Source organism: Streptomyces sp. NPDC050509, from assembly GCF_044457965.1.
Taxonomy (GTDB): Bacteria; Actinomycetota; Actinomycetes; order Streptomycetales; family Streptomycetaceae; genus Streptomyces.
Genome location: NZ_JBITHL010000019.1, coordinates 41,793 through 67,335, shown reverse-complemented (window position 1 = coordinate 67,335; position 25,543 = coordinate 41,793). Strand labels below are relative to the sequence as shown.

Annotated in this window: 20 protein-coding genes and 1 pseudogene; 6 read left to right on the top strand and 15 right to left on the bottom strand. The window is 70.6% G+C overall.

The window, feature by feature from the left end; translation table 11 throughout:
- Positions 1-395: 395 nt before the first annotated feature.
- Positions 396-590: a hypothetical protein gene (locus ACIBJC_RS36495; RefSeq protein WP_399300366.1), complete on the top strand. Its 195-nt coding sequence runs from the start codon at positions 396-398 to the stop codon at positions 588-590.
- Positions 591-597: 7 nt separating this feature from the next.
- On the opposite strand, the pseudogene ACIBJC_RS36490 reads toward ACIBJC_RS36495, so the two are convergent.
- The 3 genes and pseudogenes from ACIBJC_RS36490 to ACIBJC_RS36480 form a co-directional block, all read right to left on the bottom strand.
- Positions 598-1,749: pseudogene (locus ACIBJC_RS36490) on the bottom strand (ISAs1 family transposase).
- A 185-nt stretch (positions 1,750-1,934) separates the two neighbouring features.
- Positions 1,935-3,404 (bottom strand): sensor histidine kinase, encoded by a 1,470-nt coding sequence (locus ACIBJC_RS36485; RefSeq protein ID WP_399300364.1) that lies wholly within the window; start codon positions 3,402-3,404, stop codon positions 1,935-1,937.
- Positions 3,391-4,071: a response regulator transcription factor gene (locus ACIBJC_RS36480; protein ID WP_399300361.1), complete on the bottom strand. Its 681-nt coding sequence runs from the start codon at positions 4,069-4,071 to the stop codon at positions 3,391-3,393. Before ACIBJC_RS36480 ends, ACIBJC_RS36485 begins: the two co-directional genes overlap by 14 nt.
- 128 nt (positions 4,072-4,199) lie before the next feature.
- Here ACIBJC_RS36480 and ACIBJC_RS36475 point away from each other — a divergent pair, with 128 nt between their 5' ends.
- Both ACIBJC_RS36475 and ACIBJC_RS36470 read left to right on the top strand, forming a co-directional pair.
- Positions 4,200-5,747: a glycosyltransferase family 39 protein gene (locus ACIBJC_RS36475; protein WP_399300358.1), complete on the top strand. Its 1,548-nt coding sequence runs from the start codon at positions 4,200-4,202 to the stop codon at positions 5,745-5,747.
- A 105-nt stretch (positions 5,748-5,852) separates the two neighbouring features.
- Positions 5,853-6,236 carry an SDR family NAD(P)-dependent oxidoreductase gene (locus ACIBJC_RS36470; protein ID WP_399300355.1) on the top strand — a complete coding sequence of 128 codons (384 nt, stop codon included), beginning with the start codon at positions 5,853-5,855 and terminating at the stop codon, positions 6,234-6,236.
- A gap of 91 nt (positions 6,237-6,327) precedes the next feature.
- Here ACIBJC_RS36470 and ACIBJC_RS36465 read toward each other — a convergent pair whose 3' ends face one another.
- Together ACIBJC_RS36465 and ACIBJC_RS36460 are read right to left on the bottom strand one after the other, a co-directional pair.
- Positions 6,328-7,200, bottom strand: coding sequence for an acyl-CoA thioesterase (locus tag ACIBJC_RS36465; protein ID WP_399300353.1), 873 nt, complete (start codon positions 7,198-7,200; stop codon positions 6,328-6,330).
- Positions 7,201-7,273: 73 nt separating this feature from the next.
- The gene (locus ACIBJC_RS36460; protein ID WP_399300350.1) at positions 7,274-9,787 is read right to left on the bottom strand and encodes a DEAD/DEAH box helicase; all 2,514 of its coding nucleotides are present in this window, start codon (positions 9,785-9,787) and stop codon (positions 7,274-7,276) included.
- Positions 9,788-10,003: 216 nt separating this feature from the next.
- Here ACIBJC_RS36460 and ACIBJC_RS36455 point away from each other — a divergent pair, with 216 nt between their 5' ends.
- Positions 10,004-10,795, top strand: coding sequence for a metal-dependent hydrolase (locus tag ACIBJC_RS36455; protein ID WP_399300347.1), 792 nt, complete (start codon positions 10,004-10,006; stop codon positions 10,793-10,795).
- A 31-nt stretch (positions 10,796-10,826) separates the two neighbouring features.
- Here ACIBJC_RS36455 and ACIBJC_RS36450 read toward each other — a convergent pair whose 3' ends face one another.
- The 5 genes from ACIBJC_RS36450 to ACIBJC_RS36430 form a co-directional block, all read right to left on the bottom strand.
- Positions 10,827-11,768, bottom strand: coding sequence for a class I SAM-dependent methyltransferase (locus tag ACIBJC_RS36450; RefSeq protein WP_399300344.1), 942 nt, complete (start codon positions 11,766-11,768; stop codon positions 10,827-10,829).
- A 132-nt stretch (positions 11,769-11,900) separates the two neighbouring features.
- On the bottom strand, positions 11,901-12,470 hold the full coding sequence (locus ACIBJC_RS36445) for a helix-turn-helix domain-containing protein (protein WP_399300341.1): 570 nt from the start codon (positions 12,468-12,470) through the stop codon (positions 11,901-11,903).
- A gap of 151 nt (positions 12,471-12,621) precedes the next feature.
- Positions 12,622-14,403 carry an ABC transporter ATP-binding protein gene (locus ACIBJC_RS36440; RefSeq protein WP_399300338.1) on the bottom strand — a complete coding sequence of 594 codons (1,782 nt, stop codon included), beginning with the start codon at positions 14,401-14,403 and terminating at the stop codon, positions 12,622-12,624.
- Positions 14,400-16,259, bottom strand: coding sequence for an ABC transporter transmembrane domain-containing protein (locus tag ACIBJC_RS36435; protein WP_399300335.1), 1,860 nt, complete (start codon positions 16,257-16,259; stop codon positions 14,400-14,402). The genes ACIBJC_RS36440 and ACIBJC_RS36435 overlap by 4 nt, the downstream gene beginning before the upstream one ends.
- A gap of 110 nt (positions 16,260-16,369) precedes the next feature.
- On the bottom strand, positions 16,370-16,813 hold the full coding sequence (locus ACIBJC_RS36430) for a MarR family winged helix-turn-helix transcriptional regulator (protein WP_399300332.1): 444 nt from the start codon (positions 16,811-16,813) through the stop codon (positions 16,370-16,372).
- A 158-nt stretch (positions 16,814-16,971) separates the two neighbouring features.
- On the opposite strand from ACIBJC_RS36430, the gene ACIBJC_RS36425 reads away from it, so the two are divergent.
- Together ACIBJC_RS36425 and mltG are read left to right on the top strand one after the other, a co-directional pair.
- Positions 16,972-18,930, top strand: a complete 1,959-nt coding sequence (locus ACIBJC_RS36425; RefSeq protein ID WP_399300329.1) for an ABC transporter ATP-binding protein — start codon at positions 16,972-16,974, stop codon at positions 18,928-18,930.
- 440 nt (positions 18,931-19,370) lie between these two features.
- The gene (gene mltG / locus ACIBJC_RS36420; protein WP_399300326.1) at positions 19,371-20,216 is read left to right on the top strand and encodes an endolytic transglycosylase MltG; all 846 of its coding nucleotides are present in this window, start codon (positions 19,371-19,373) and stop codon (positions 20,214-20,216) included.
- A 37-nt stretch (positions 20,217-20,253) separates the two neighbouring features.
- On the opposite strand, the gene ACIBJC_RS36415 is transcribed toward mltG, so the two are convergent.
- The 5 genes from ACIBJC_RS36415 to ACIBJC_RS36395 all read right to left on the bottom strand — a co-directional run bounded on the left by ACIBJC_RS36415 (position 20,254) and on the right by ACIBJC_RS36395 (position 25,487).
- Positions 20,254-21,423, bottom strand: coding sequence for an NAD(P)-binding domain-containing protein (locus ACIBJC_RS36415; protein ID WP_399300323.1), 1,170 nt, complete (start codon positions 21,421-21,423; stop codon positions 20,254-20,256).
- 115 nt (positions 21,424-21,538) lie between these two features.
- On the bottom strand, positions 21,539-22,756 hold the full coding sequence (locus ACIBJC_RS36410; RefSeq protein WP_399300320.1) for an LLM class flavin-dependent oxidoreductase: 1,218 nt from the start codon (positions 22,754-22,756) through the stop codon (positions 21,539-21,541).
- Positions 22,753-23,793, bottom strand: a complete 1,041-nt coding sequence (locus ACIBJC_RS36405) for an ABC transporter substrate-binding protein (protein ID WP_399300318.1) — start codon at positions 23,791-23,793, stop codon at positions 22,753-22,755. The genes ACIBJC_RS36410 and ACIBJC_RS36405 overlap by 4 nt, the downstream gene beginning before the upstream one ends.
- A gap of 102 nt (positions 23,794-23,895) precedes the next feature.
- Complete coding sequence (locus ACIBJC_RS36400) at positions 23,896-24,648, bottom strand: ABC transporter ATP-binding protein (RefSeq protein ID WP_399300314.1); 753 nt, start codon at positions 24,646-24,648, stop codon at positions 23,896-23,898.
- A complete protein-coding gene (locus ACIBJC_RS36395) occupies positions 24,621-25,487 on the bottom strand; it encodes an ABC transporter permease (protein WP_399300311.1) in 867 nt (288 codons plus the stop codon). The genes ACIBJC_RS36400 and ACIBJC_RS36395 overlap by 28 nt, the downstream gene beginning before the upstream one ends.
- Positions 25,488-25,543 lie beyond the last annotated feature (56 nt).

Sequence of the window (25,543 nt, the reverse complement as noted above, 5' to 3'; positions counted from 1 at the left end):
TCCTGGCGGGTGGTGAAGGTGCTGGTCGCGGCGTGGTGACGATGTTGGTGAGGACCGCTCGATGGTGATGTCACTCATCTGGCGTCTCCTCGATCATCGGATCCGCCGTTCATTGAACACTCCCCAACCTGACGGTTCGCCCGGCGGCGTCCCACCCTGGTGTCCTGCGCCGGAGATCTGTCGGCAGAAGTGGGCGAGGGGTCGAGGACATCGTCGGCAGTAACGGCTCGATGAGCGACCACAGTTCGTCCGACACGAACCATGGCCGCGACTGACGGATTCCCATACCCAGACTTACGAGCAGACAGACCGAAACACTCATGATCGGAGGTGCCCCACACCCGGTTGGCACGCATTTGTAGCGATTTGTGATCGTTGCAGAAAGGGTGTCGACCATGCCGAAGCCGCACCCCGCCGAGTTCCGTCGCGATGTGATCGCGTTTGCCCGTGTCCATCCTGAGGAGTCGAAGGCGGAGGTCGCCCGTTTGTTCGGGATCTCCGCGTCCTGTGTGCAGCGGTGGCTGTCGCTGCAGGGCGGTGTCGAGCGTGGTGAGCCAGGGCAGTTCCAAAGCCCTTTGATGTTCGTGTAGTTGCTGGTTACGGGGCAATGCCGAGGAGGTCGAGGGGGCGGGTGAAGGGCTCGTAAGACATCTCGCGGAGGCCTGCCGCGATGCTGGTGTGGCCGTGCCCGCGGAGCTTGTTGATTGCGAGGTTTCGCAGGGTGGCCATATTCTCCGGGCCGTGCCCGGTCCGGATCTGGGAGGCGTCCTCGGCGAACGTGACGTCTCTGATGTGGTGGACGGCCTCGATGCCCCACTGCGATCTGGCGATACGGCCGATGAGATGCGGTGATGCCTCATGTGCCGTCATGTCCGTGACCGCGTAGACGGTCTGCCGGGTCACCTTGCCGCTCTTGAGGTCGGTGCGATGGCGCAGAATCTCCGCGGCCTGGACGACGTGCGGGAAGTCCAGGCTCAGGCCGGTGACGGTGAGCGCGCGCACCGAGCGGGTCTCGCGCCGCCCGTGCCCGCGCTCGCGGTCGTAGCGGCGGGCGGTCACGTCCTTCCACGGCAGAGTCTTGACCGCCGTGTGCAGGTTCGGCTGGTTGCCCTTGACTACCAGCAGGTAGTGCGCCTGCTTCACCTCCACCAGTCATTTCGCGTGCTCGCGCCGGGTGTGCAGGGCGTCGGCCGTCACCACGGTGCCGGCCAGATCGAACGGGGCCAGCAGGGCGGTGAACGCGGAGATCTCGTTGGTCTTGTCCGGTACCCGCACCTGACTCACGACACGGCCGGCGGCCGTGACCGCGGACAGCAGGTGAGCGGCGGGCGCGGCATCGGTGCGCGAGCCGCGGGCGCTCTTGCCGTCCACCGCAACTGATCGAGCTCCCACCGGAGCCTCGCCCATCAGGTCGGCCAGGCCGCCCGGGCAGACAACGGAGACGATCCTGCGGATCGTCGACCTGCTCGGCGCGATCCGCACGTTCAGCGAGGTCAGAAAGCGTGCGCCGCACCGGGCCAGGGTCTGCTGCGGGGCGCTGCGAGCCCATTGCCCGATCGCCGTGTACGAGCGTGCGCCCGCCGCCACCGCGGACGCGGCGATCAGCAGCACCGCCACGAACGGGTGACGCACACCCCGGCGATGGCGCGGGTTCGGCAGCCTGACCAGCCGCTCCGCCAACGACTTCCCCGAACACCCCGCCAGCAACGGCGACTTGACCAGACAGACGGTGGCAGACTGACGGCACATCGAGGCTCCGGTTCTGGACGACGACTCGCAAGGTCATCCGTCCACAACAGGAGCCTCGATGTGTAAGTAGCGGTCCTCACCAACATCGTCACCACGCCGTGACCAGCACCTTCACCACCCGATAGGACTTTGGAACAGCCCTGGCCCGCAGCCTGTCGCTGATAGTGGCAGGCATGAGGAGTGCGTCATTTCTCGGCCTGGGCGGGAGCTCGGGGGAGGCGTAGCCGGAAGCAGGCTCCGAGGGGCCGGGGGGTGAGGGTGAGGGTGCCTTGGTGGCGGTGGGCCAGGTCGCGGGCGATGGCGAGGCCCAGGCCTGTGCCGCCATGGTCGCGGGAGCGGGCGTCGTCGAGCCGGACGAAGCGTTCGAAGATGCGCTCGGCGTCCTCGGTGGGCACGCCCGGTCCGTCGTCGTGCACCGTGAGGACGACCCAGTCGTCCTGGTTCCGGACGGTGATCTGGATGCGGTGTGCGGCGTGGCGGGCGGCGTTGTCGATGAGGTTGCGCAGCAGCCGTTCGTATTCGTCGGGGTTTCCGTGTGCGTGTGCGGGGCCGGTGCTGTCGCAGGTGAGGGTCAACGTTCGTTCGGTGAGGGGGTATTGCTCGGTCAGCCGGGAGGCGAGGGCTGTCAGGTCGACGGTGTCGGGGTGGGCTGTCGGGGTGCGGGTGTCGAGGCGGGCGAGCAGCAGCAGGTCTTCGGCGAGGGCCTGGAGGCGGCGGGTCTGCCGGGCGGCGGTGGTGGCCGCGGCGGGCCAGTCGGTGCGGTCCGGGTAGGCGAGCGCGATTTCCAGGCTGGCCAGCAGTGTGGTGAGGGGGCTGCGCAGTTCGTGGGCGGCGTCCGCGACGAAGCGGCGCTGCTGCGAGGCGGCGTTGTCGAGGCGCTGGAGGGTGGTGTTGATGGTGGTGGCCAGGGCGGTGATCTCGTGTCCCGTGGCGGGGACGATGACGCGTTCGCGGGGGTCGTTCGCGGTGACCGAGGCGGTGAGGACCCGGATGGCCTCGACCGGCCGCAGCGCGATCCGGACGGCGAAGTAGGCGACGGCGGCGATCAGTACGAGGCCGACGAGCCCGGCCCGGAGCAGCAGGCGGTCGGTGGTCCTGGTGATTGCCTCGGCTGTGTACGGGAGCACCACCACATAGACCCGCAACTTGGCGTCGGTGGCGACGCCCAGAGCCGCGGCTTTGTCGGCGCTGAGTTCCTTGGAAGCGAAATCAGATGCTATGACCTGATGAGTCCCGCCGGCCATGTCGAGTGGGTCGCTGGAGTCGTAGTCGGGGTTCGCAGGTAGGCGGACGGTCGTTATTTCCCAGGTCTCTTGGGCTGTCGGCGGGGTAGGCATCACGTGGTCGGTGCCGGGGTAGGTGTCGCTCAGGGCCCCGCCGGAGGCGACAGCGGTGCGTCGGCCGGTCGCGACGACCTCGTACGGTACGACGCTTGTGGAGTCGGGAATGACACCCTGCTCCAACTGTAGGCAGAGAGCCCAGAGTTGGTCCTTGGCTTGGTCTTCGGCGATCTGCATGCTCCGGCGGTAGACGTCGTGGTGTACCCACCAGCCGATGCCGACCAGGACGACGGCGGCGGCCAGGGCGGCGGCCAGGGCCGTGCGGGCTCGTACCGAGCGCGGCCACCAGCGGCGTCGCGGCTCAGTCGCGTTCACGGTCGTCCATCAGCCGGTAGCCGGTACCCCGTACGGTCTGCAGGGACTGCCGGTGGAACGCGGCGTCCACCTTCTTGCGCAGTGCGCTGACGCGCGCCTCCACCAGGTTGGGGTCCCAGGCTTCGTCGGGCCACGCGTGATAGAGCAGATCCGTTTTGGAGACCGCCTGGCCCGCCCGGCGGGCCAGCAGTTCCAGCACGGCGAACTCCCGGGGTGTGAGTTCCACCCGGGTCCCGGCCCGGCGGCAGACCCGGGCGGCGACATCCAACGAGAGGTCGCCCACGGCAAGGACGGGCGGGGCGACCGTGGCGGCCCGTCTGACCAGGGCCCGCAGCCGTGCGACGAGCACCACGTAGGAGAAGGGCTTGGCCAGGTAGTCATCGGCCCCCGTGTCCAGGGCCTCTGCCTGGTCCCATTCCCCGTCCTTGGCGGTGAGTACCAGGATGGGCGTCGCGTTGCCCTCCCGGCGCAGTTGGGCGCAGACCTTGTAGCCGTTGAGTCCTGGCAGCATCAAGTCCAGTACGACAAGGGCGTATTCGCCGGTCCGGGCCATCCACAGTCCCTGTCGGCCGTCATGGGCGAGGTCGACGCTGTAGCCCTCGGCGGTCAGACCGGTGTGCAGGGTGTGGGCAAGGTCCACCTCGTCTTCGACCACCAGGATGCGCATGTGGTGCAGCCTCGCACAGTGCCGGCCCGCCTTCCTGATCGGCCGGTCAGGTTGGGTCAGCATCCGGTCAACGGGGCCCGGGCACGCTGGCGGAGTGTTTTCGCCACTGCTGAAAGGCCCTGCCGCCGATGTCCGTTGATGAACGTGGCCCCGCCGTGGCCAGGACGGTTTCCCCTCCCGTACGCGCCCGTCGACCATCACCGGGCCCGGCCAGGGCCGTTGTCGTCATGGCGCCCTTGTTGCTGACCGTCGCGCTGGGGCTCTGGGGTATCCGCAGGCAGAACACCATGTGGGGGGACGAGTCCGTCACCTATCAGCTCGCGCACCGCGATCTTTCGCAGATATGGCTCACCGCCCAGCATGTTGATCTGGTCCATGCCCTCCACTACGCCATGATGCATGAGATCTTCGGTCTCTTCGGCGCAGGGCTGCTGACGTTGCGGCTGCCGTCTGTGCTGGCCATGGCCGTGGCGGCGAGCGGAGTCGGGCTTCTGGGGCTGCGCCTGGCGGGACCCCGGGCCGGGCTGCTGGCCGGGCTGGTGTTTGCGCTCCTTCCCCAGGTACAGAAGTACGCGCAGGAAGGCCGCTCGTATGCCCTGGTGTGTGCCCTGGTCACCTGGGCCACCTATGCGCTCGTGGTCAGCGTCCCGCATCGCGCCCGGTGGCGGTGGGCCGTCTATGGCTCCACCATGGTGCTCGCCTGTCTGCTCCATGAGTTCGCGGTCCTCGCCCTGGTCGCACACGGCGTCACACTGGTCGCCTCCCGTGTTCCACGACCGGTGCTGAGGGCGTGGAGTGTGACTGCCGCGTGCGTTGTGGCCGGGCTGTTGCCGCTGGCCATCGGGAGTGCGGGACAGTCGGGTCAGGTGTCCTGGATCGACCGGCCCGGACCGATGCGGCTTCTTGGTTTCCTGGCCGTGGCGGTCGTGGGCGTGGCGTGTGCGCGAGCGCCCCTGGGAGTGAGGGGGCCCGTGCGGCTTTCCCTGCTGGCTGTGCCGATTCTTGTGCTTCCGGGCCTTCTGCTGCTGATCGTCTCACTGGTCGAGCCCCTTTTCGTCGACCGGTATGTGCTCTACAGCAGTATCGGAATCGCCTTGCTGCTGGGCGCCTGGATGGATTACTTCCACCGGCTGCGGCGGTCTTCCCGCAACGCGTGGATCGCGGCGGTCGCCGTACTGGCCGCGCTCGTCCCGCCGAGCCTTTCGCTGAGGACGCCCCAGAGCCGGAGCACTGACGTCATCGCCATCGGCGCCACCGTACGCAAGGAAGGCCGTCCCGGCGACGGGCTGCTCTATCTCTCCGGACGGCACCGGGTCTGGACCGCGGCCAACCCCGAGGACACCCGTTTCCTGACGGATCTGGCCCTGGCACAGGACCCCGTTGCATCGAACACACTTGCAGGTATCGAGCTTCCCGCCCAGGACATAGCGGCACACATGCTGGAATTCGACCGGATCGTCGCGGTCCGCGACCCGGCGGGTGCGCACTCGCCCACCAACTCTCAGGAGGAAGCGAAAACAAGCACCTTGCGACGGTACTTCCGCGAGTACGGAACAACCCATCTCACCGGCGCGCGAGTCACCGTCTATGTCCGCGGCCACGACCCGTGGTGGTCCGTCCCGCCACGAACCTCGCCGCTCGTGCGGCCCGCCGGGCCGGTGCGGACCAGGAAGTAAGCATTTTTACCGACGTGGCGCCCGCTCGCCGCTCCTACTGTCCTTCCACGAGCCCCCGGACCGGGATCACCGGGCCCGGGGCGGGGCTGAGGACGGAGGGCGGACATGAGCCGTTTGGCAGGCAAGGTCGCACTGGTCAGTGGCGGGGCCCGGGGGATCGGGCGGGGGATCGCCGACCTCTTCGCCGCGCAGGGGGCCATGGTGGTGGTCGCCGATGTCATCCGACCCGACCCCGGGGCGCCGGACGGCCGGGTGGAGCACGCCGAGGGCCCGGGGACCGTCGCGTTCGAATGGCTCGACGTGACCGATGAGGACGCTTGGGCCCGTGTCGTGGGCGTGGCGCCGGCCTGTCCGGAGCTGACGCCGGACCCGTCGATCGGTCAGGCTCACCTCGTGCACCAGATCCAGGACGGCCGGCACCGCATCCTCGCGCCGTCCCCGTACGCCGACGGCCGGTTCCGGCCGCCGCCCCGGTTCGGGCCGGCGTGAGGCAGCAGGGAGCACAGAAGGACGTGGCGGGACGGTCGCCTCCCCGGGGTCGTCCCGCGGCGCGCTGCGCGGCCATCGGTAGCGTCGCGGGTCAGCTGTCCAGCTTGCGGAACAACCCCTCCTGCACCACGGACACCAGCAGGTGGCCCTGCCGGTCGTAGATACGGCCCCGCGCCAGCCCCCGGCCGCCCGTCGCGATCGGCGACTCCTGGTCGTACAGGAACCACTCGTCCGCGCGGAACGGCCGGTGGAACCACATCGCGTGGTCCAGCGACGCCATGTCGAAGCCCCGCGGCCCCCACAGCGGCTCCACCGGGATGCGCACCGCGTCCAGGAGTGTCATGTCGCTCGCGTACGTCAGCGCGCACGTGTGCACCAGCGGGTCGTCGCCGAGCGGGCCCACCGCGCGCATCCACACCGCGCTGCGCGGCTCCGCGCCGCTGATCTCCTCCTGGGTCCAGCGCAGCCGCTCCACGTACCGGATGTCGAACGGCTGGCGCCGGACCATCCGCTCCAGTGACTGCGGCAGCCCGCCCAGATGTTCGCGCACCTCGTCGGAGACGGTGGGCAGCGACTCGGGGTCGGGGAAGTCCAGCCGGGGCGGGAGCTGGTGCTCGAAGCCGCCCTGCTCGGGGTGGTGGAACGAGGCCGTCAGATTGAAGATCGTACGGCCCTGCTGGACGGCCGTGACCCGGCGCGTGGTGAACGCCCGCCCGTCCTTGATCCGTTCGACCTGGTAGACGATCGGGACGCCCGGGCGACCCGGCCGCAGGAAGTAGGCGTGCAGCGAGTTGACCGGCTGTCGGCCGTCGGTGGTGCGGCCGGCCGCGACCAGCGCCTGGCCCGCCACCTGCCCTCCGAAGACCCGCTGGAGGGACTCCTCGGGGCTGCGCCCGCGGAAGATGTCGACCTCGATCCGCTCCAGGTCGAGCAGATCGACCAGCCGCTCGGCGGGGTTCGTCATGGTGCCGTGTGCTCCCGTTCTCGGTTCACGCTCGTTCTCAGGTGCTGTACCGCGCCGTACAGCCGTGGGTACATCAGAGCTGGCCCACGGTCGTGACACGTACGACCGCGAGCCCTTCCTCGTCGGAGGCCGCGAGGTCGACCTCGGCGCCGATGCCCCAGTCGTGGTCGCCGTTCGGGTCCGCGAAGGTCTGCCGGACCCGCCACAGCCCGTGCTCCGGGTCCTCCTCGATGGCGATCAGCTTGGGGCCGCGGGCGTCGGGCCCGGTGCCCAGGTCCTCGTACTCGTCCCAGTACGCGTCCATCGCCTCGCCCCAGCGGTCCGCGTCCCAGCCCGACTCGCCGTCCAGCTCGCCCAGTTCGTACACCTTGTCCAGCGCGGCCAGCTCGACCCTGCGGAACATCGCGTTGCGTACGAGGACCCGGAAGGCGCGGGCGTTGGCCGTGACCGGCCTGACCTGGTCGGCCTTCTCCTGCGCCTGCTCGGCCGTCTCCACCTCGGGGTTGGCCAGTTGCTCCCACTCGTCCAGCAGGCTGGAGTCGACCTGCCGGACCATCTCGCCGAGCCAGGCGGTGAGGTCCTCCAGGTCCTCCGACTTCAGATCGTCCGGAATGGTGTGTTCCAGCGCCTTGTACGCGCCCGCGAGATAGCGCAGCACAATGCCCTCGGTGCGCGCCAGTTCGTAGTGGGAGGTGAACTCCGTGAAGGACAGGGCCCGTTCGTACATGTCCCGGATCACCGACTTCGGCGAGACGGGATGGTCACCGACCCACGGATGGCTGGTGCGGTAGGTGTTGTACGCGTGGACGAGCAGCTCCTCCAGCGGCTTGGGGTACGTGACCTCCTGCAGCCGCTCCATCCGCTCCTCGTACTCGATCCCGTCCGCCTTCATCGCGCCGATCGCCTCGCCGCGCGCCTTGTTCTGCTGGGCCGCGAGGATCTGCCGCGGATCGTCCAGCGTCGACTCGACGACCGAGACCATGTCCAGTGCGTACGACGGCGATTCGGGGTCCAGCAGCTCGAACGAGGCCAGCGCGAACGTCGACAGCGGCTGGTTGAGCGCGAAGTTCTGCTGGAGATCCACCGTCAGCCGGACGATACGGCCCTCCGCATCCGGGGTCTCCAGCCGCTCCACGACCCCGCCGTCCAGCAGCGATCGGTAGATCGCGATGGCCCGCCGGATGTGCCGGAGCTGCTGCCTGCGCGGCTCGTGGTTGTCCTCCAGCAGCCTGCGCATAGCCTCGAACGCGTTGCCGGGACGGGCGATGACCGACAGCAGCATCGTGTGCGTGACCCGGAAACGCGAGTTCAGCGGCTCGGGGTCGGAGCCGATCAGCTTGTCGAAGGTCGTCTCCGACCAGGCGACGAACCCCTCGGGCGCCTTCTTGCGCACCACCTTGCGGCGCTTCTTGGGGTCGTCGCCCGCCTTGTTCAGGGCCTTCTCGTTCTCCACGACATGCTCGGGAGCCTGCGCGACGACGAAGCCCGCCGTGTCGAACCCGGCCCGCCCGGCGCGCCCCGCGATCTGGTGGAACTCCCGGGCGCGCAGGGTGCGGACGCGGGTGCCGTCGTACTTGGTGAGCGCGGTGAACAGCACGGTACGGATCGGTACGTTGACGCCGACGCCGAGCGTGTCCGTACCGCAGATGACCTTCAGCAGCCCCGCCTGGGCCAGCTTCTCCACCAGCCGCCGGTACTTGGGCAGCATGCCCGCGTGGTGCACCCCGATGCCGTGCCGTACGTACCGGGAGAGGTTGCGGCCGAACTTGGTGGTGAAGCGGAAGCTGCCGATCAGCTCGGCGATCTTGTCCTTCTCCTCGCGCGTGCACATGTTGATGCTCATCAGCGACTGCGCCCGCTCGACGGCCGCCGCCTGCGTGAAGTGCACGATGTAGACCGGCGCCTGCCGGGTGTCCAGCAGTTCGGTCAGCGTCTCGGTGATCGGGGTGAGGCGGTACTCGTAACTGAGCGGCACGGGGCGGGTCGCCGACCGTACGACGGAGGTCGGCCGACCCGTGCGCCGGGTCAGGTCCTCCTCGAAGCGCGAGACGTCCCCGAGCGTCGCGGACATCAGGATGAACTGGGCCTGCGGCAGCTCCAGGATGGGGATCTGCCAGGCCCAGCCGCGGTCCGGCTCGGCGTAGAAGTGGAACTCGTCCATCACGACCTGGCCGATGTCGGCGTACTTCCCGTCGCGCAGCGCGATCGACGCCAGCACCTCGGCCGTACAGCAGATCACCGGGGCGTCGGCGTTGACGGAGGCGTCGCCGGTCAGCATGCCCACGTTCTCCGTGCCGAAGAGCTTGCACAGGTCGAAGAACTTCTCCGAGACCAGCGCCTTGATCGGCGCGGTGTAGAAGGTGACCTTGTCCTGCGCCAGCGCCGTGAAGTGCGCACCCGCCGCGACCAGGCTCTTTCCGGAGCCGGTGGGGGTGGAAAGGATCACGTTGGCGCCAGAGACCACCTCGATCAGTGCCTCCTCCTGAGCCGGATAGAGCGTGATGCCCTGGCCCTCGGCCCAGGAGGAGAAAGCCTCGAAGAGGGCATCGGGGTCGGCATCCGGCGGCAGGCGATCGATAAGGGTCACGTCCCCATCTTGCCCTCCTTCCGGCCGGATGAGGGAACCGGACAGCGGGCAGAAGATCACGAGAGATACGCTGCCGTGTCAACTGGGCATCAGGACAACTGGCTTCAGAGCCCTGAGTCTCACGACACACGGCTTCACCACACGCGGCTCCACAGGGGCGGAGCCTCCGCGACAGGAGGCTCACGACAACTGCAACGGGACGGGACGGACACGACCATGATGGGACCGGCACACTCTCTGTCAGGGGCAGCGGCCTGGCTGGGGGTGGGCGCCGCCGCGACCGCCGCCGGCTACACGATGCCCTGGCCCGTTCTGGTCGTCGGGGCGCTGATCTGCGCGGGAGCCGCGCTCGCCCCGGACCTCGACCACAAGGCCGCGACGATCTCGCGGGCGTTCGGCCCGGTGTCGAAAACGCTCTGCGAGATCGTCGACAAGCTGTCGTACGCGGTCTACAAGTCGACCAGGAAGCCGGGCGACCCCCGCAGGACCGGCGGTCACCGCACGCTCACCCACACCTGGCTCTGGGCCGTCCTGATCGGCGCGGGCGCCTCGGCGATCGCGTACACCGGGGGCCGGTGGGGAGTCCTCGCGATCCTCTTCGTCCACCTCGTCCTCGCGGTGGAGGGCCTGCTCTGGAAGGCCGCCCGGGTCTCCAGCGACGTCCTGGTCTGGCTGCTCGGCGCGACCAGCGCCTGGATGCTGGCGGGGATCCTGGACCAGCCGGGCAATGGCGCGAACTGGCTCTTCACCGACCCGGGCCAGGAGTACCTCTGGCTCGGACTGCCGATCATCCTCGGCGCGCTGGTGCACGACATCGGCGACGCGCTGACCGTGTCGGGCTGCCCGATCCTGTGGCCCATACCGCTCGGCCGCAAGCGCTGGTACCCGATAGGCCCGCCGAAGGCGATGCGCTTCCGCGCCGGAGCCTGGGTGGAGGTGAAGGTGCTGATGCCCGTCTTCATGCTGCTCGGCGGGGTCGGCGCCGTGTTCGCCCTCAATCTGGTCTGAGCGGCGGGACCACGGCGCCGGCCCGCTCGGGTCAGGCGCGGCGGGCGGCCCACACGGTGCGTTCGGTGCGGACCGTGAGGTCGCCGCGGCGCAGGATGCTGAGGGGGCTGCCGGTGTCGAGCAGGTGGTCGAGGACGGTGAGGTCCTCGGCGGCAAGGGTGTCGGCGGCGGCGCCGCGCAGCCGCTTCAGGCTGCTGAGCGCGTAGGGGCCGACCGTCCTGTTGCCGGAGCCGTCGATGTTCACGCTGATCGTGCGCTCGCCCTCGACGGTGAACCCGGCGGCGGTCAGCTTGGGGCCCCAGTCGGCGCCGCGGTGGGGCACATGCTCGGCGTGGTGGTGCGCGAGGGCGGCATGGCAGCGCTCCTCAAGGCCGGGCCGCTCCGCCGGAGCGTCCTCGGGCAGGAAACGCGGGAAGTCGGCCAGCTCCACGACGGCGAACAGGCCGCCGGGCGCGAGCAGGCCGTGGACCGCACGCAGAGCACGGTCGGGGTCGGCCATGTGGTGCATCGACGCCGACGCCCACACCAGCTCGGGCCGGCCGAGCTCGGGCCAGTCCGCGTCGAGATCCGCCGATACGGTGCGCACCCGGTCGGCCAGACCGAGCGCCTCGGCCCTCTCCCGCAGGCGGCGCAGATGTCCGGCCGACGCGTCGACGGCGGTCACCTCCGCCTCGGGGAAGCGCGCGAGCAGGGCGAAGGTGCCGGTCCCGGTCCCGCATCCCAGGTCCACGATGTGGCGCGGCCCCCTCTCGACGGGCAGCCACGCGGTGATGGAGGCGATGTGTTCGGCGAGCACCTCCGCGTCCAGGTCGAGGATCTCCGCCTGGTCGGCCTCCGCCTGGTCGGCCTCCGCCTGTTCGATGTCGGACTGTTCGATGTCGGACTGTTCGGTCTCCGTCAGGTCGTGGGCGCCTGGGGTGTGCTGGAGGACGGGGTGCGCGTCGTGTGCCGCGTGCGAGGAAGCGTGGGTCATGACAGCCACGCTAGGAGGATCATGCCCGCGGGACACCACGGTTCCCGGGATGCGCAAGACGATGGCCGGAGGAACTGCCGAACGCGCAAGACGCCGCCTCCGCCGAGACGGGAGTGGCGCCTGACCGCGGTCTCAGATGTCGTCACCGCGCTGGTGGCCGCGGCGCGCGTCGCGGTCGAAGATGCCCAGGACCTCGCAGGGCCCGCCCTCGGCGCCGATGGCATGCGGCAGCATCGTGGGAAACTCCGCCGCCTGGTTCGTCTCCACACGGATACGCCGGTTGCCCAGCAGCAGGACCGCGGTGCCGGACAGGACGACGAGCCATTCGCGGCCCGGATGGGCGCGCATGCGCGTGGGGCTCTTGGGCGGCGGGTCCGTCATGCGCTGACGTATGACGCTCACGCCGGGCTCCGCCTTCATGGGCCAGCGCATCTGCCCACGGACCCCGTCGATCGTCGGGCTGATGACGACATCGTCGGTGGCCGTCTCCACGAGCTGGTCCAGCGAGGTGTCCAGAGCCCGGGCGAGCGTGACGAGTTGGTCCAGAGCCAGCCGGCGCCCGCCGTTCTCGATACGGCTGAGTGTGGACTGGCTGACCCGGGCGCGGGTCGCCAGCTCCTCCAGGGACCACCCCTGCGCCAGACGCAGAGCCCGGATCCGTTTGCGTACCAGGCTGTCCAGCTCGTCATTGTCTTGCGTCATGGGCAACAGAATATGCCTTCCCGGCAACAGCGAGGCGGCACTCAGCGAGGCGGCACTCGAAGAGAGGCCGCCTCGCCCCGGGTGCCGCCCCGGGACGGGCGGCGAGGCGCCGGGAACAGCACACCGTGCCGTCCCCGGCGGCGGTCAGCGATCAGCCGTGCCAGGAGCGCCACAGCGCCGCGTACGCGCCGTCCGCCGTCACCAGTTCGTCATGGCTGCCCTGCTCACTGATCCGGCCCTCCTCCACCACCACGATCACATCCGCGTCGTGCGCGGTGTGCAGCCGGTGGGCGATCGCGATGACCGTACGGCCCTCCAGCACCCGGGCCAGCGAACGCTCCAGATGCCGGGCCGCCCGCGGATCGAGCAGCGAGGTCGCCTCGTCGAGCACCAGCGTGTGCGGATCCGCCAGCACCAGCCGGGCCAGCGCTATCTGCTGCGCCTGGGCGGGCGTCAGCGCCGTACCGCCGGAGCCGACTTCGGTGTCCAGCCCGCCGTCCAGCGCCCGCGCCCAGCCGTCCGCGTCGACCGCCTCCAGCGCGGTCCACAACTCCTCGTCCGCCGCGCCCGTGCGGGCCAGCAGCAGATTGTCGCGCAGCGACCCCACGAAGACATGGTGCTCCTGGTTGACCAGGGCCACCTGCTCCCGGACCCGCTCCGCCGGCATCCGGGACAGCTCCGCGCCGCCCAGCGCGACCCGGCCCTGCCGTGGCCCGTAGATGCCCGCGAGGAGCCGGCCCAGCGTCGACTTCCCGGCGCCCGAGGGGCCGACCAGCGCCAGCCGGGTGCCGGGGCTGACGTCCAGCGTCACCCGGTGCAGTACGTCGACGCCCTCGCGGTAGCCGAAGTGCACCCGGTCGGCGGTGACCTCGCGGCCCTCGGGCACGACGGACGCGTCACCGGCGGCGGGCTCGATGTCCCGTACGCCGACCAGCCGGGCGATCGACACCTGGGCCACCTGGAGCTCGTCGTACCAGCGCAGGATCAGCCCGACCGGGTCCACCAGCATCTGGGCGAAGAGCGCGCCGGTCGTGAGCTGCCCGACGGTGAGCCAGCCCTGGAGGACGAAGACCCCGCCCAGCACCAGCGAGGCCAGGAAGATCGTCACATGGGTGAGGTTGATGACCGGGAACAGCACCGACCGCAGGTACAGCGTGTACCTCTCCCACGCCGTCCACTCCCGGATCCGCTGCTCCGAGAGCGCCACACGGCGCCCGCCGAGACGGTGCGCCTCCACCGTCCGCCCCGCGTCGACGGTCTCGGCGAGCATCGCCGCGACGGCCGCGTATCCCGCGGCCTCCGAGCGGTAGGCCGAGGGCGCCCGCCGGAAGTACCAGCGGCAGCCGACGATCAGCAGCGGCAGCGCCACCAGCACCGCGAGCGCCAGCGGGGGAGCAGTCGCGGTCAGGGCGCCGAGCAGCAGGATCACCCACACGACACCGATCGCGAGCTGTGGTACCGCCTCGCGCATCGCGTTCGCCAGCCGGTCGATGTCCGTGGTGATCCGGGAGAGCAGATCGCCGGTCCCGGCCCGCTCCAGCACGCCGGGCGGCAGCCCGACGGCCCGGACGAGGAAGTCCTCGCGCAGATCCGCGAGCATCTCCTCGCCGAGCATCGCCCCGCGCAGCCGCACCATCCGTACGAACACGGTCTGGACGACCAGCGCGATCACGAACACCGCGACGACGCGCTCCATGGGGAGGTCGCGCACGCCGTTCGACAGGTCCTCGACGATGGTGCCGAGGAGGTACGGGCCCACCATCGAGGCGATCACCGAGACGGCGTTGACCGCGACGAGCACGACGAACGCCGTACGGTGGCGCCGCAGCAGCTCGCTCACATAGGTCCGTACGGTCGCCGGTGTCCCGACCGGCAGGGTGGTCGCCGACTCCGGGGCCGCCGGGTCGTACGCCGGGGGCGCCAAGCCGATCACGTTGATTCCTCCATGTCGCTCGTGGTCCCGGCCAGTCGCGCCGCGACGGGTGCCATGACGTGGACGTTCTCTTCGTTCTCTTCGTTCTCTTCGTTTTTTTCTCTCTCTTCGACCTCCGTCTCGCGGGTGACGACCGCCCGGTAGCCGGAGTCGCCGCCCAGCAGTTCCCGGTGCGTCCCCACCGCCACGGCCTCGCCCTCGTGGACGAACACCACGCGGTCCGCGTGGTCCAGCAGCAGCGGCGAGGAGGCGAACACCACCGTCGTGCGCCCGGCGCGCAACTCCTTCAGCCCGCGCGCGATCCGCGCCTCCGTATGCGAGTCGACGGCGGACGTCGGCTCGTCGAGCACCAGCACCTCCGGATCCGTGACCAGCGAACGGGCCAGTGCCAGCCGCTGCCGCTGCCCGCCGGAGAGCGAGCGCCCGCGCTCGGTGATCCGGGACCGCATCGGATCACCGCTGCCGTCCACCGAGGCCTGGACGAGCGCGTCCAGGACATCCCCGCACTGGGCGGCGGTCAGCGCCGCCTCCGGGGCGACCCCGCCGGAGGCCGGGATGTCCAGCAGCTCCGTCAGCGTCCCGGACAGCAGCACCGGATCCTTGTCCTGTACGAGGACACTCGCCCGTGCCGAGTCCAGCGGGAGATCGTCCAGCGCCACCCCGCCGAGCAGCACGGACGGACTCCTCTCCTCCTCGGCCGCATGGCCGCCGAGCCGTTCGGCCAGCCGTCCCGCCGCGTCCGGGTCCCCGCACACCACGGCCGTCAGCAGCCCGGACGGGGCGAGCAGGCCGGTGGCGGGGTCGTACAGATCGCCCGTCGGCCGGGCGTCGTCGAGCCCGCCGCGCTCGTCCTCGTACGCCGTGCGCTCCAGGGACAGCACTCGGGCCGCGCGCTTCGCGGAGGGCCGGGAGAAGGAGTAGGCCATCGCGATCTCCTCGAAGTGCCTCAAGGGGAAGAGCATCAGCGTCACCGTGCTGTAGACGGTCACCAGCGCGCCGACCTCGATCTGCCCGTCCAGGGCGAGCCGCGCCCCGTACCAGACCACCGTGACCAGCAGGACCCCCGGCAGCAGGACCTGGATCGCCGAGATCAGCGCCCACATGCGGGCGCTGCGTACGGCGGCCTCGCGCACCTCCTGCGAGGCGGTGCGGTAGCGGTCGAGGAAGAGCTCCTCGCCGCCGATGCCGCGCAGCACCCGCAGTCCGGCGACGGTGTCGGACGCCAGCTCGGTGGCCTTTCCGGCCTTCTCCCGCTGGATGTCCGCGCGTTGGGTGGCGCGGGGGAGCAGCGGCAGTACGGAGAGGGCCAGCACCGGCACGCCGACGGCGACGAGCAGGCCCAGCTCCGGCAGGTACAGGGCCAGGCCGACGCAGATCAGGACGATGGCGATGACGGCGGCCAGGAAGCGCGAGAGCGCCTCCACGAACCATCCGATCTTCTCCACGTCACCGGTGGACACCGCGACGACCTCACCGGCGGCGACCCGCCGGGTCAGCGCGGACCCCAGCTCGGCCGTCTTGCGCGCCAGCAGTTGCTGGAGGCGGGCGGCGGCCGTGATCCAGTTGGTCATGGCGGTGCGGTGCAGCATGGTGTCGCCGACGGTGATGGCCAGGCCGAACAGCGCGATCAGGCCGCCGGCCAGCGCGAGCCGGCCCCCGGAGCGGTCGATGACGGCCTGGACGGCGACCCCGGCGCCGAGCGGCAGTCCGGCGATGCCCAGTTGGTGCAGCAGGCCCCAGGAGAGTGATCTGAGCTGTCCGCCCAACTGGTTGCGCCCGAGCCACAACAGGAACCGGGGGCCTGACCGGACATCGGGAATCCCCGGATCGGGATACGGAAGGTCGCGAATCTGCATGATGTCCCATGACTCGTGGGTGGCCCAAACCGTGCAAGGTTCGCGGTTTTCGAGGGCCCGAGGCAATGGGTTTTCCGCGGGGGAGGCCGGTTCCGGCCGCCCGTCCGCGCTCAGCAGGGGCGCTCGGCGGCCCCGTCGACCAGCGTCGACAGCAGCCCGCCGAGCACCTCGCGCTGCTCGGCGGTCAGCGGCGACAGTACGTCCTCGGCGGCGGACCGGCGCGCGCCGCGCAGCGCGCGCAGCGTCGCCCGGCCGGTGTCGGTCAGCTCGATGCGGATGACCCGGCGGTTGGTCGGATCGGGGGCGCGGCGCACCCAGCCGCTCGCCTCCAGGCTGTCGACCAGGGTGGTCACGGCACGGGGCACCACTTCGAGCCGGGTGGCCAGATCGGTCATCCGCGGGGGTGTGTCGTAGAGCGTGAGGGCGCGCAGCAGCCGTGCCTGGGCGGGGGTGATGCCGATCGGTTCGAGCTGCTGCTTCTGGATGCGGTGGAGCCGCCGGGTCAGCCGCAGGAGCTGCTCGGCCAGCATGCCGTCGACATCGGGGGTGCTCATGCCGGAATAATATCAGGACCAAGGTGATTGTGAACATAGGTAACAGTGAGCTATGGTCGGTAAAGTTGACCGGTCCCGCCCCTCCGGAGCGGGACCGTCGGAGGGCGTCGAGCCCTCGCACTTCACCGGACATCGGACATCTGTCATCGAAGGAGCCCATGAAACCCGAACCCTCCACCTGGACACCCTCGCCCCGCCCCGTCCCCGACGACCCCGATCGGTCCGGCCGGTCTGGCCGGTCGGAGGCGTCGGGTCCACCTGGTCCACCTGGTCCACCCGGTCCGTCAGGGGCGAAGCCGGAGCCGGAGTCGGAGCCGGAACAGCCCGCCCAGCTTCGGCGGATCTTCGGCCTCTTCCGCCCCTACCGCGGCCGGCTCGCCCTCGTCGGCCTTCTCGTCGCGGCGTCCTCGCTGGTCACGGTCGCCTCGCCGTTCATGCTGCGCGAGATCCTCGACACAGCGATCCCGCAGGGCCGTACCGGCCTGCTGAGTCTGCTGGCCCTCGGCATGATCCTGACGGCGGTCGTCAACAGCATCTTCGGCGTGCTCCAGACACTGATCTCCACGACCGTCGGCCAGCGGGTCATGCACGATCTGCGGACCGGCGTCTACAGCCGGCTCCAGAGCATGCCGCTCGCCTTCTTCACCAGAACCAGGACCGGTGAGGTCCAGTCGCGCATCGCCAACGACATCGGCGGCATGCAGGCGACGGTGACCTCCACCGCGACCTCGCTGGTCTCCAACCTCACGGCCGTGATCGCCTCGGTCGTCGCGATGCTCGCCCTGGACTGGCGGCTCACCGCCGTCTCGATGGTGCTGCTCCCCGTCTTCGTCTGGATCAGCCGCAAGGTCGGCCGCGAGCGCAAGAAGATCACCACGGAGCGCCAGCGGCAGATGGCCACCATGGCCGCGACCGTCACCGAATCGCTCTCCGTGAGCGGCATACTCCTCGGCCGCACGATGGGCCGGGCCGACTCGCTCACGCGCTCCTTCGCCGACGAGTCCGAGCGCCTGGTCGATCTGGAGGTCCGCTCCAGCATGGCGGGCCGCTGGCGGATGTCGACCATCGGCATCGTCATGGCGGCCATGCCCGCCGTCATCTACTGGGCCGCGGGCATCGCGCTCGGCGCGGGCGGCACCCCCGTCTCCATCGGGACGCTCGTCGCCTTCGTCTCGCTCCAGCAGGGGCTCTTCCGGCCCGCCGTGAGCCTGCTGTCCACCGGAGTGGACATGCAGACCTCCCTCGCGCTCTTCCAGCGCATCTTCGAGTACCTGGATCTCCCCGTCGACATCACCGAGCCCGAGCGGCCGGTCCGGCTGGAACGGATCCGCGGCGAGGTCCGCTTCGACGGCGTCGACTTCAGCTACGACGACAAGGACCGCCAGACCCTCAGCGGGATCGACCTGACCGTCCCGTCCGGCGGCAGCCTCGCCGTCGTCGGCCCCACGGGCTCCGGCAAGTCGACCCTCAGCTATCTCGTGCCCCGGCTGTACGACGTGACGGGCGGCCGGGTGCTCCTCGACGGCGTGGACGTACGCGATCTGGACTTCGACACCCTCGCCCGGGCCGTCGGTGTCGTCTCCCAGGAGACCTATCTGTTCCATGCCTCGGTCGCCGACAACCTGCGCTTCGCCAAGCCGGACGCCACGGACGAGGAGATGCGCACCGCCGCGAAGGCCGCCCAGATCCACGACCACATCGCCTCGCTGCCCGACGGCTACGACACGCTGGTCGGTGAGCGCGGATACCGCTTCTCCGGCGGCGAGAAACAGCGCCTCGCGATCGCCCGCACCATCCTGCGCGACCCGCCCGTACTCATCCTGGACGAGGCGACCAGCGCGCTGGACACCCGTACGGAACACGCGGTGCAGCAGGCCATCGACGCGCTCTCCGAAGGACGTACGACCATCACCATCGCGCACCGGCTCTCCACGGTCAGGGACGCGGACCAGATCGTCGTCCTCCACGCGGGCGCCGTCGCCGAGCGGGGTACCCACGAGGAACTGCTCCGACGGGACGGCCGCTACGCCGCGCTCGTCCGCAGGGACGAGCGCCCGTCGCACGCGGACGCCTCCGGCGCCGGCGGTCTCGCACCGGTGGCTCTCGAAGCCCGGTGAACACGGCAGCGCCGCCGCTCCCTGGGACGGGAAGCGACGGCACCGCGTTCGGTGAAGGTGTGTCAGACGAGCCAGCCCACGAAGTGGACGATGCCGGCGAGCAGGCTGGTGATGACGTTCATCGAGGTGTTTCTCCTTGTACGTGATGCAACTGCGGGACAGTGCGCTTCACGGTCTGCAGCCCGTCGAACGCGCTCCGTAAGAATCACCCGTCACATCGGTGCGGAGCAATGGATTCCGATGCGATCACACGTTCTGACGAACAACCGATCCCACGTTCGTGTGTTCCTCGATCGTTGTTCGTCCGCCGGGCATTCGTCCGGGCGGTTGTCCGGGTGGTGGTTCCGGCGGTCGTCCCGGTGTCCGTCCGAACGCGTGCCATTCGTGTCGCCATGCCCGAGATGTCGGGTTCGATGATCACTCCGGGTTAGTGTGCCCATATGAAGAACGAGCCTCCGGTGGCACGACCCGGGCGCGGTACCCGGCTGACCCGCCGCGGCCGGCTGGTGCTGATCACCGGCGCCGCCCTGGTGGCAACGGCCGCGGTGCTGGTGCCGGTGGCCCTGCTGACCGGCGGGGACGAGAGCGCCCCGCGGGCGACGTCCCTGATCGTTCCCGAGGGCCGGCGCGCGACCCAGGTCTACGCCTCGGTCGACCGCGCGCTCGACGTGCCGGCGGGCACCACCCGGAAGGCGCTGGCGAGCACCCGGCTCGAACTGCCCGAGGCGGCCCGGGCCAACCCGGAGGGCTATCTCTTCCCGGCGACGTACCCGATCGCCCCCTCGACCTCCCCGGCCGGACTGCTCGACTACATGGTCAGGACCGCGAACCAGCGGTTCGGGGGCGACCGGATCACCGCCGGCGCGCAGGCCCACGGGGTGACGGCCTACCAGACGGTCACCATCGCCAGCATCGTCCAGGCGGAGGCCGCCACAACGGCGGACATGGCCAGGGTCGCCCGGGTCGTGCACAACCGGCTCGCCCTCGGCATGCCGCTCCAGATGGACTCGACGCTCAACTACGCGCTGAACCGTTCCACCCTGGACACCACCCACGAGGACACCCGGACGAAGAGCCCGTACAACACCTACGAACACAAGGGACTGCCGCCCACGCCGATCGGGAACCCGGGGGAGGAGGCGATGCGCGCCGCCGTCAGCCCCGCGCCCGGGGACTGGCTGTACTTCGTCACCGTGAAGCCCGGCGACACCCGCTTCACGAACCGGTACGCCGAACACCGCAAGAACGTCGAGGAGTTCAACAAGCACCGCGAGGGCGCCGCGTAGGAAGGGCGTTCAGCCCCTCTCACGCACGCAGCGCCTCTCACGCACGCAGCGCCTCCGCCTGCTCGTCCCCTGTCGCCGCCTCGCCTGCCGTCCTCTCCCCGGGTGTCCTCTCCCCGGGCGTCCCCGCCTTGGGTGTACGTTCCAGCAGCCGCCCGATCTCCTGTACGGCCGCACGTCCGGCGCGGTTGGCGCCGATCGTGGAGGCGCTGGGCCCGTACCCGACGAGGTGGACCCGCTCGTCCCGTACGGCGCGCGTCCCCTCGACCCGGACCCCGCCGCCCCGCTCCCGCAGCCCCAGCGGCGCGAGATGATCGATGGCGGGCCGGAACCCGGTCGCCCAGAGGATCACGTCGGCGTCCACCGTCCGGCCGTCGTCCCAGGCCACACCCTCCGCAGTGATCCGGTCGAACATCGGCAGCCGGTCGAGCACCCCCTCCTCGCGCGCCCGCGCGACGGCCTCCGTCACCGGCAGCCCGGTGACCGAGACCACGCTCTGCGGCGGCAGCCCCCGGCGCACCCGCTCGTCGACGAGCGCCACCGCCGCCCGGCCCCACTCCTCGGTGAACGGGCCCTCGCGGAAGACCGGCGGGCGGCGGGTCACCCAGGTCGTCCCCGCCGCCACCCGCGCGATCTCCATGAGGTGCTGGGTGCCGGAGGCCCCGCCGCCGACCACGATCACCCGCAGCCCCGCGAACTCCTCGGGCCCCGGATAGTTCGCCGTGTGCAACTGGCGTCCCCGGAAGGTCTCCTGGCCCCGGTAGCGCGGCCAGAACGGGCGGTCCCAGGTGCCGGTGGCGTTGATCAGCGCCCGGGCCGACCAGGTCCCCTCCGAGGTCTCCACCCGCAGCCGACCGCCGGTGCCCTCCCGTACGGCACGGACATCGACCGGCCGGTGGACCCGCAGGCCGAAGCGGTGCTCGTACGCCGTGAAGTACGCGCCGATCACCTCGGACGACGGCCGCCCGTCGTCCTCCGGTCCGGTGACCAGCTCCATGCCGGGCAGTGCGTGCATGCCGTGGACCCTGCCGTACGTCAGCGACGGCCAGCGGAACTGCCAGGCGCCGCCCGGCCGCGGGGCATGGTCGAGGACGACGAAGTCGTGGTCCGGCTCCAGCCCCGAGCGCCGCAGATGGTGGGCGCCGGACAGCCCCGCCTGGCCGGCGCCGATGACCACCACGTCGATGTCGCGTACCCCAAAGTCGTTCACGGTTCTACCAACAGCCCGGGTCCCGGCAATCTTCCCGGCCCGGCCCGGCGCCCGCGACCGGACGCGTACCGGCCGACCGCGCGCGTACCGGGGGTGCGTACGGGCCCCCGGCGGCTCAGCGGCCCCCGGCCAGCAGCAGCGGCGCGCCGCCCCCGCCCCCGTCTCCGGGAGCCCGCGTGCCGCCCGCCCCCGCCACCCCGAGCAGCGGGGACGCCGGGACCTGCGCGAGCAGCCCGCGCTCCGCCAGCACCGGCGTCACTCCCTCCCCGAACCAGTACGCCTCCTCCAGATGCGGGTAGCCGGAGAGCACGAAGTGCTCGATGCCCAGTTCGTGGTACTCCTCGATCCGGTCCGCGACCTCGGCATGGCTGCCGACCAGCGCGGTGCCCGCCCCACCTCGTACCAGACCGACCCCCGCCCACAGGTTGGGCGAGATCTCCAGCTCGTCGCGTGAGCCGCCGTGCAGGGCGAGCATCCGCTGCTGGCCCGCCGACTCGCTCCGGCTCAGCGCGCGTTGGGCCGCGGCCACCGTCTCGGGGTCGAGATCGTCCAGCAGCCGGTCGGCCGTGGCCCAGGCGTCGCGCGCGGAGTCCCGCGAGATGGTGTGCATCCGGATGCCGAACCGGACCGTACGGCCGCGCTCCTCGGCGAGCGAGCGGATCCAGTCGATCTTCTCCTTCACCTGGGCCGGCGGCTCGCCCCAGGTCAGATAGACATCCGCGTGCTCCGCCGCGACCGGCCCGGCCGCCGCCGACGAGCCGCCGAAGAAGATGTCCGGCAGCGGGTCCGGCGGGAGCGCGGTCAGCCCGCCCTCCACCTGGAAGTGCTCCCCGTCGAAGTCGTACGGGCGCCCCTCCCACGCACCCCGTACCACCGACAGGAACTCCGCCGTCCGGGCGTAGCGCCGGTCGTGGTCGAGATGGTCGCCGAAGCGCCGCTGTTCCGTGGCATCGCCGCCGGTCACCACGTTGAGCAGCAGCCTGCCCCGGGTGATCCGCTGGTACGTGGCCGCCATCTGCGCCGCCAGCACCGGCGAGATCAGCCCCGGCCGGAAGGCGACCAGGAACTTCAGCCGCTCGGTCTGCTGCGCGAGTGCCATCGTCGTCAGCCAGGCGTCCTCGCACCAGGTGCCGGTGGGCGTCAGCACCGCCTCGAAGCCGAGATGCTCGGCGGCCTTGGCGATCTGCGCCAGATACTCGATGTCGGGCGCCCTGACCCCGCTCACCGGGGTGATCTTCGATCGCTTGATGCCCCCGTCGGTGTACGCGTGACGGTCCACCAGGGTGCGCCCGTCGCCCCCGGTCGGCAGGAACCAGTGCAGATGAACGCTCATCGGGAAGAAGCCTTTCCGTAGCTGCGCGCGGGTGAGGTCGACGGCGGCAGATCCTTGTTGAAGCGGCCGTCCAGGTAGTCGGCGAAGTCGAAGCGGCGGGGGATGAGCCCCTGCTCGGCGAAGGTGTCGGCGATCTTCTGCTCGGAAGCCACCGCCGCGGCGTCCAGCGCCACCGGCACCCGCGTCCCCCAGGTCAGTTTCACCGCGTCCAGGGCCACGTCGTACGGCAGCCCGGTGTCCTTCGCCCAGACCTTCGCCCACGCCTCCGGATGCCGGTAGACCCAGTCCTGGGCGCGGCGCAGCCGGTCGATGAAGTCACCGAGCGCCGCCGTCTTCGCCTTGTTCTTGAGCGCGGCGTCCGCGGCGACCTGGAAGTTCAGCCCGTTGACGACCCCCTGACCATCCGTCAGGACCTTGCCCTGTCCGGCATGGAGCACCTGTGACGTGTACGGGTCCCACACGGCCCAGGCGTCGACCTTGCCCCCGGCGAACGCGGCCAGCGCGTCGGCCGGCTGCAACAGGGTGACCTTGATGTCCTTGAGGGTGAGGCCGGCGCGCCGGAGCGAGGCGATCAACTGGTAGTGCGCCGAACTGCCCTGGGCGACCGCGACGGTCTTCCCCCGGAGGTCGGCCGTCTTTCTCAGCTTCGAGTCCTTCGGCACGAGAATGGTCTCGCCCCGGGCGTCGCCATGCGTGGCGCCCACGATCGTGATCTTCGACTTGGCCCCGGCGGCGAAGACAGGCGGGGTGTTGCCGACCGAACCGACGTCCACGGCACCGGCGTTGACCGCTTCGAGCATCGGCGGACCGGAGGTGAACGTCGACCACTTCACCTTGTAGGGCAGATCGTCGAGTTCACCGGCGGCCCGCAGGACCGCCTCGGAACCGCCCTTCTGGTCACCGACGTTGAGGGTCACCGACCCCTTCCCGTCGGTGGAGCCGCCGACGCCGCCGGAGCCACCGGCGGACGAACCGCCGGAGCAGGCGGTGAGCAGCAGGGCGAGGGGCAACAGGACTGCGGGCAGAATGCGTTTCATGAGCGGTCTCTCAGGGGGTGGGGGGAGGGGGAGCTACGGTTTTTCGGGGACGGCGGGGTCGTCGATGTCATCGATCCCCGACGACATCGATCCCTGACGACATCAATCCCCGACGTCATCGACCCCCAACTCGGCGAGCAGCCGGGCGCGGAGAGCCGCGAAACCCGGATCGCCCACGGAACGCGGCGGGTCCAGCGCGACCGGAGTCTCGTACGCGATGACACCGTCCCGCATCACCAGCGCCCGGTCCGCGAGCAGCAGGGCCTCCTCCACGTCATGGGTGACGAGCAGGACCGCGCAGCCGCGCCGCTGCCACAACTCGGCGACCAGCCGCTGCGCCGTGAGCCGGGTCAGCGCGTCCAGCGCCCCGAACGGCTCGTCGAGCAGCAGCAGATCCGGCTCCCGTACCAGCGCCCTGGCGAGCGAGGCGCGCTGGGCCTCGCCGCCCGAGAGCGTCCTGGGCCAGGCGCCCGACCGGTGGCCCAGGCCGACCTCCGCCAACGCGCTCTCCGCCACGGCCCGTTCGGGCTTGCCGTCCAGACCGAGCAGCACATTGCGCCAGACCCGCTTCCACGGCATCAGCCGCGGCGCCTGGAACGCGACGGCGCGCCGCTTCGGTACGAGTACGGTGCCCTCGATCTCCCGGTCGAGGCCCGCCAGGACCCGCAGCAGGGTCGACTTGCCGCAGCCGCTGCGGCCCAGCAGGGCGGTGAACTCCCCTGGCCGCAGGGTCAGATCGAGCTGGTCGATCACCGGCCGCCCATCGAAGGACCGGGTCAGCCCCTCGACCCGTACGGCCGCAGCGCCGTCGAGATCCGGCGCGCTTTTCACTGGCCCTTGAAGGTCGGTCGCCATTGCAGCAGCAGCCTTTCGAGAGTACGGACGACGGCGTCGGCGAGCAGGCCGAGCAGGGCGTGGACGACCAGGCAGACGACGATGATGTCGGTACGGAAGAAGTCCCTGGCCTGGTTCATCAGGAAGCCGATACCGGCGTCCGCGTTGATCGACTCGCCGAAGACCAGCGCGAGCCAGGCGGTGGCGAGCGAGTACCGCAGACCGGTCATCGCGCCGGGCAGCGCGCCCGGCAGGACCACATGCCGGATCAGCCCCCAGCGGCCGAGCCCCAACGACTCGCCCGCCTCGATGAGTTGTTCGTCGACGCCGCGGATCCCCGCGTACACGTTGAGATAGAGATGGAAGGCGACCCCGAGCGCGATGAGCGCGATCTTGGGCGCCTCGCCGATGCCGAGCCAGATGATGAACAGCGGGATCAGACCGACCCAGGGGACGGTGCGCAGCATCTGCACCGTGGCGTCGACCAGATCCTCACCGAGCCGGGAGAGCCCCGACACCAGGGCGAGGGAGACCCCGATCACCCCGCCGAGCAACAGCCCCGCGGCGACACGCTGGAGCGAGACCCCCATGGCGGCGGGCAGGGTTCCGTCGGCGATCAGATCGCCGGCGGCGCGGGCGATGGTGCCGGGCGAGGCGAGGATGTCACGGTGCAGCACCCCCGCCGCGCTGAGCACCTGCCAGCAGACCAGAAGCAGCAGCGGCCCGACCGTACGGCGCAGCCACCGGGGGACGGTACGCAGCCGTGAACCGTGCGCGGAGACGGGGGTCACGGCCTCCAGAACAGGGGGGAGATAAGTTGATTCAGGGGATATGTCGGGCGGGGCATGATCGAGCGTCATGGGGGCTCCACGGGCAGCGACAGAGCGAGGGAGGGGGGATGGCGTCAGGACCCCGC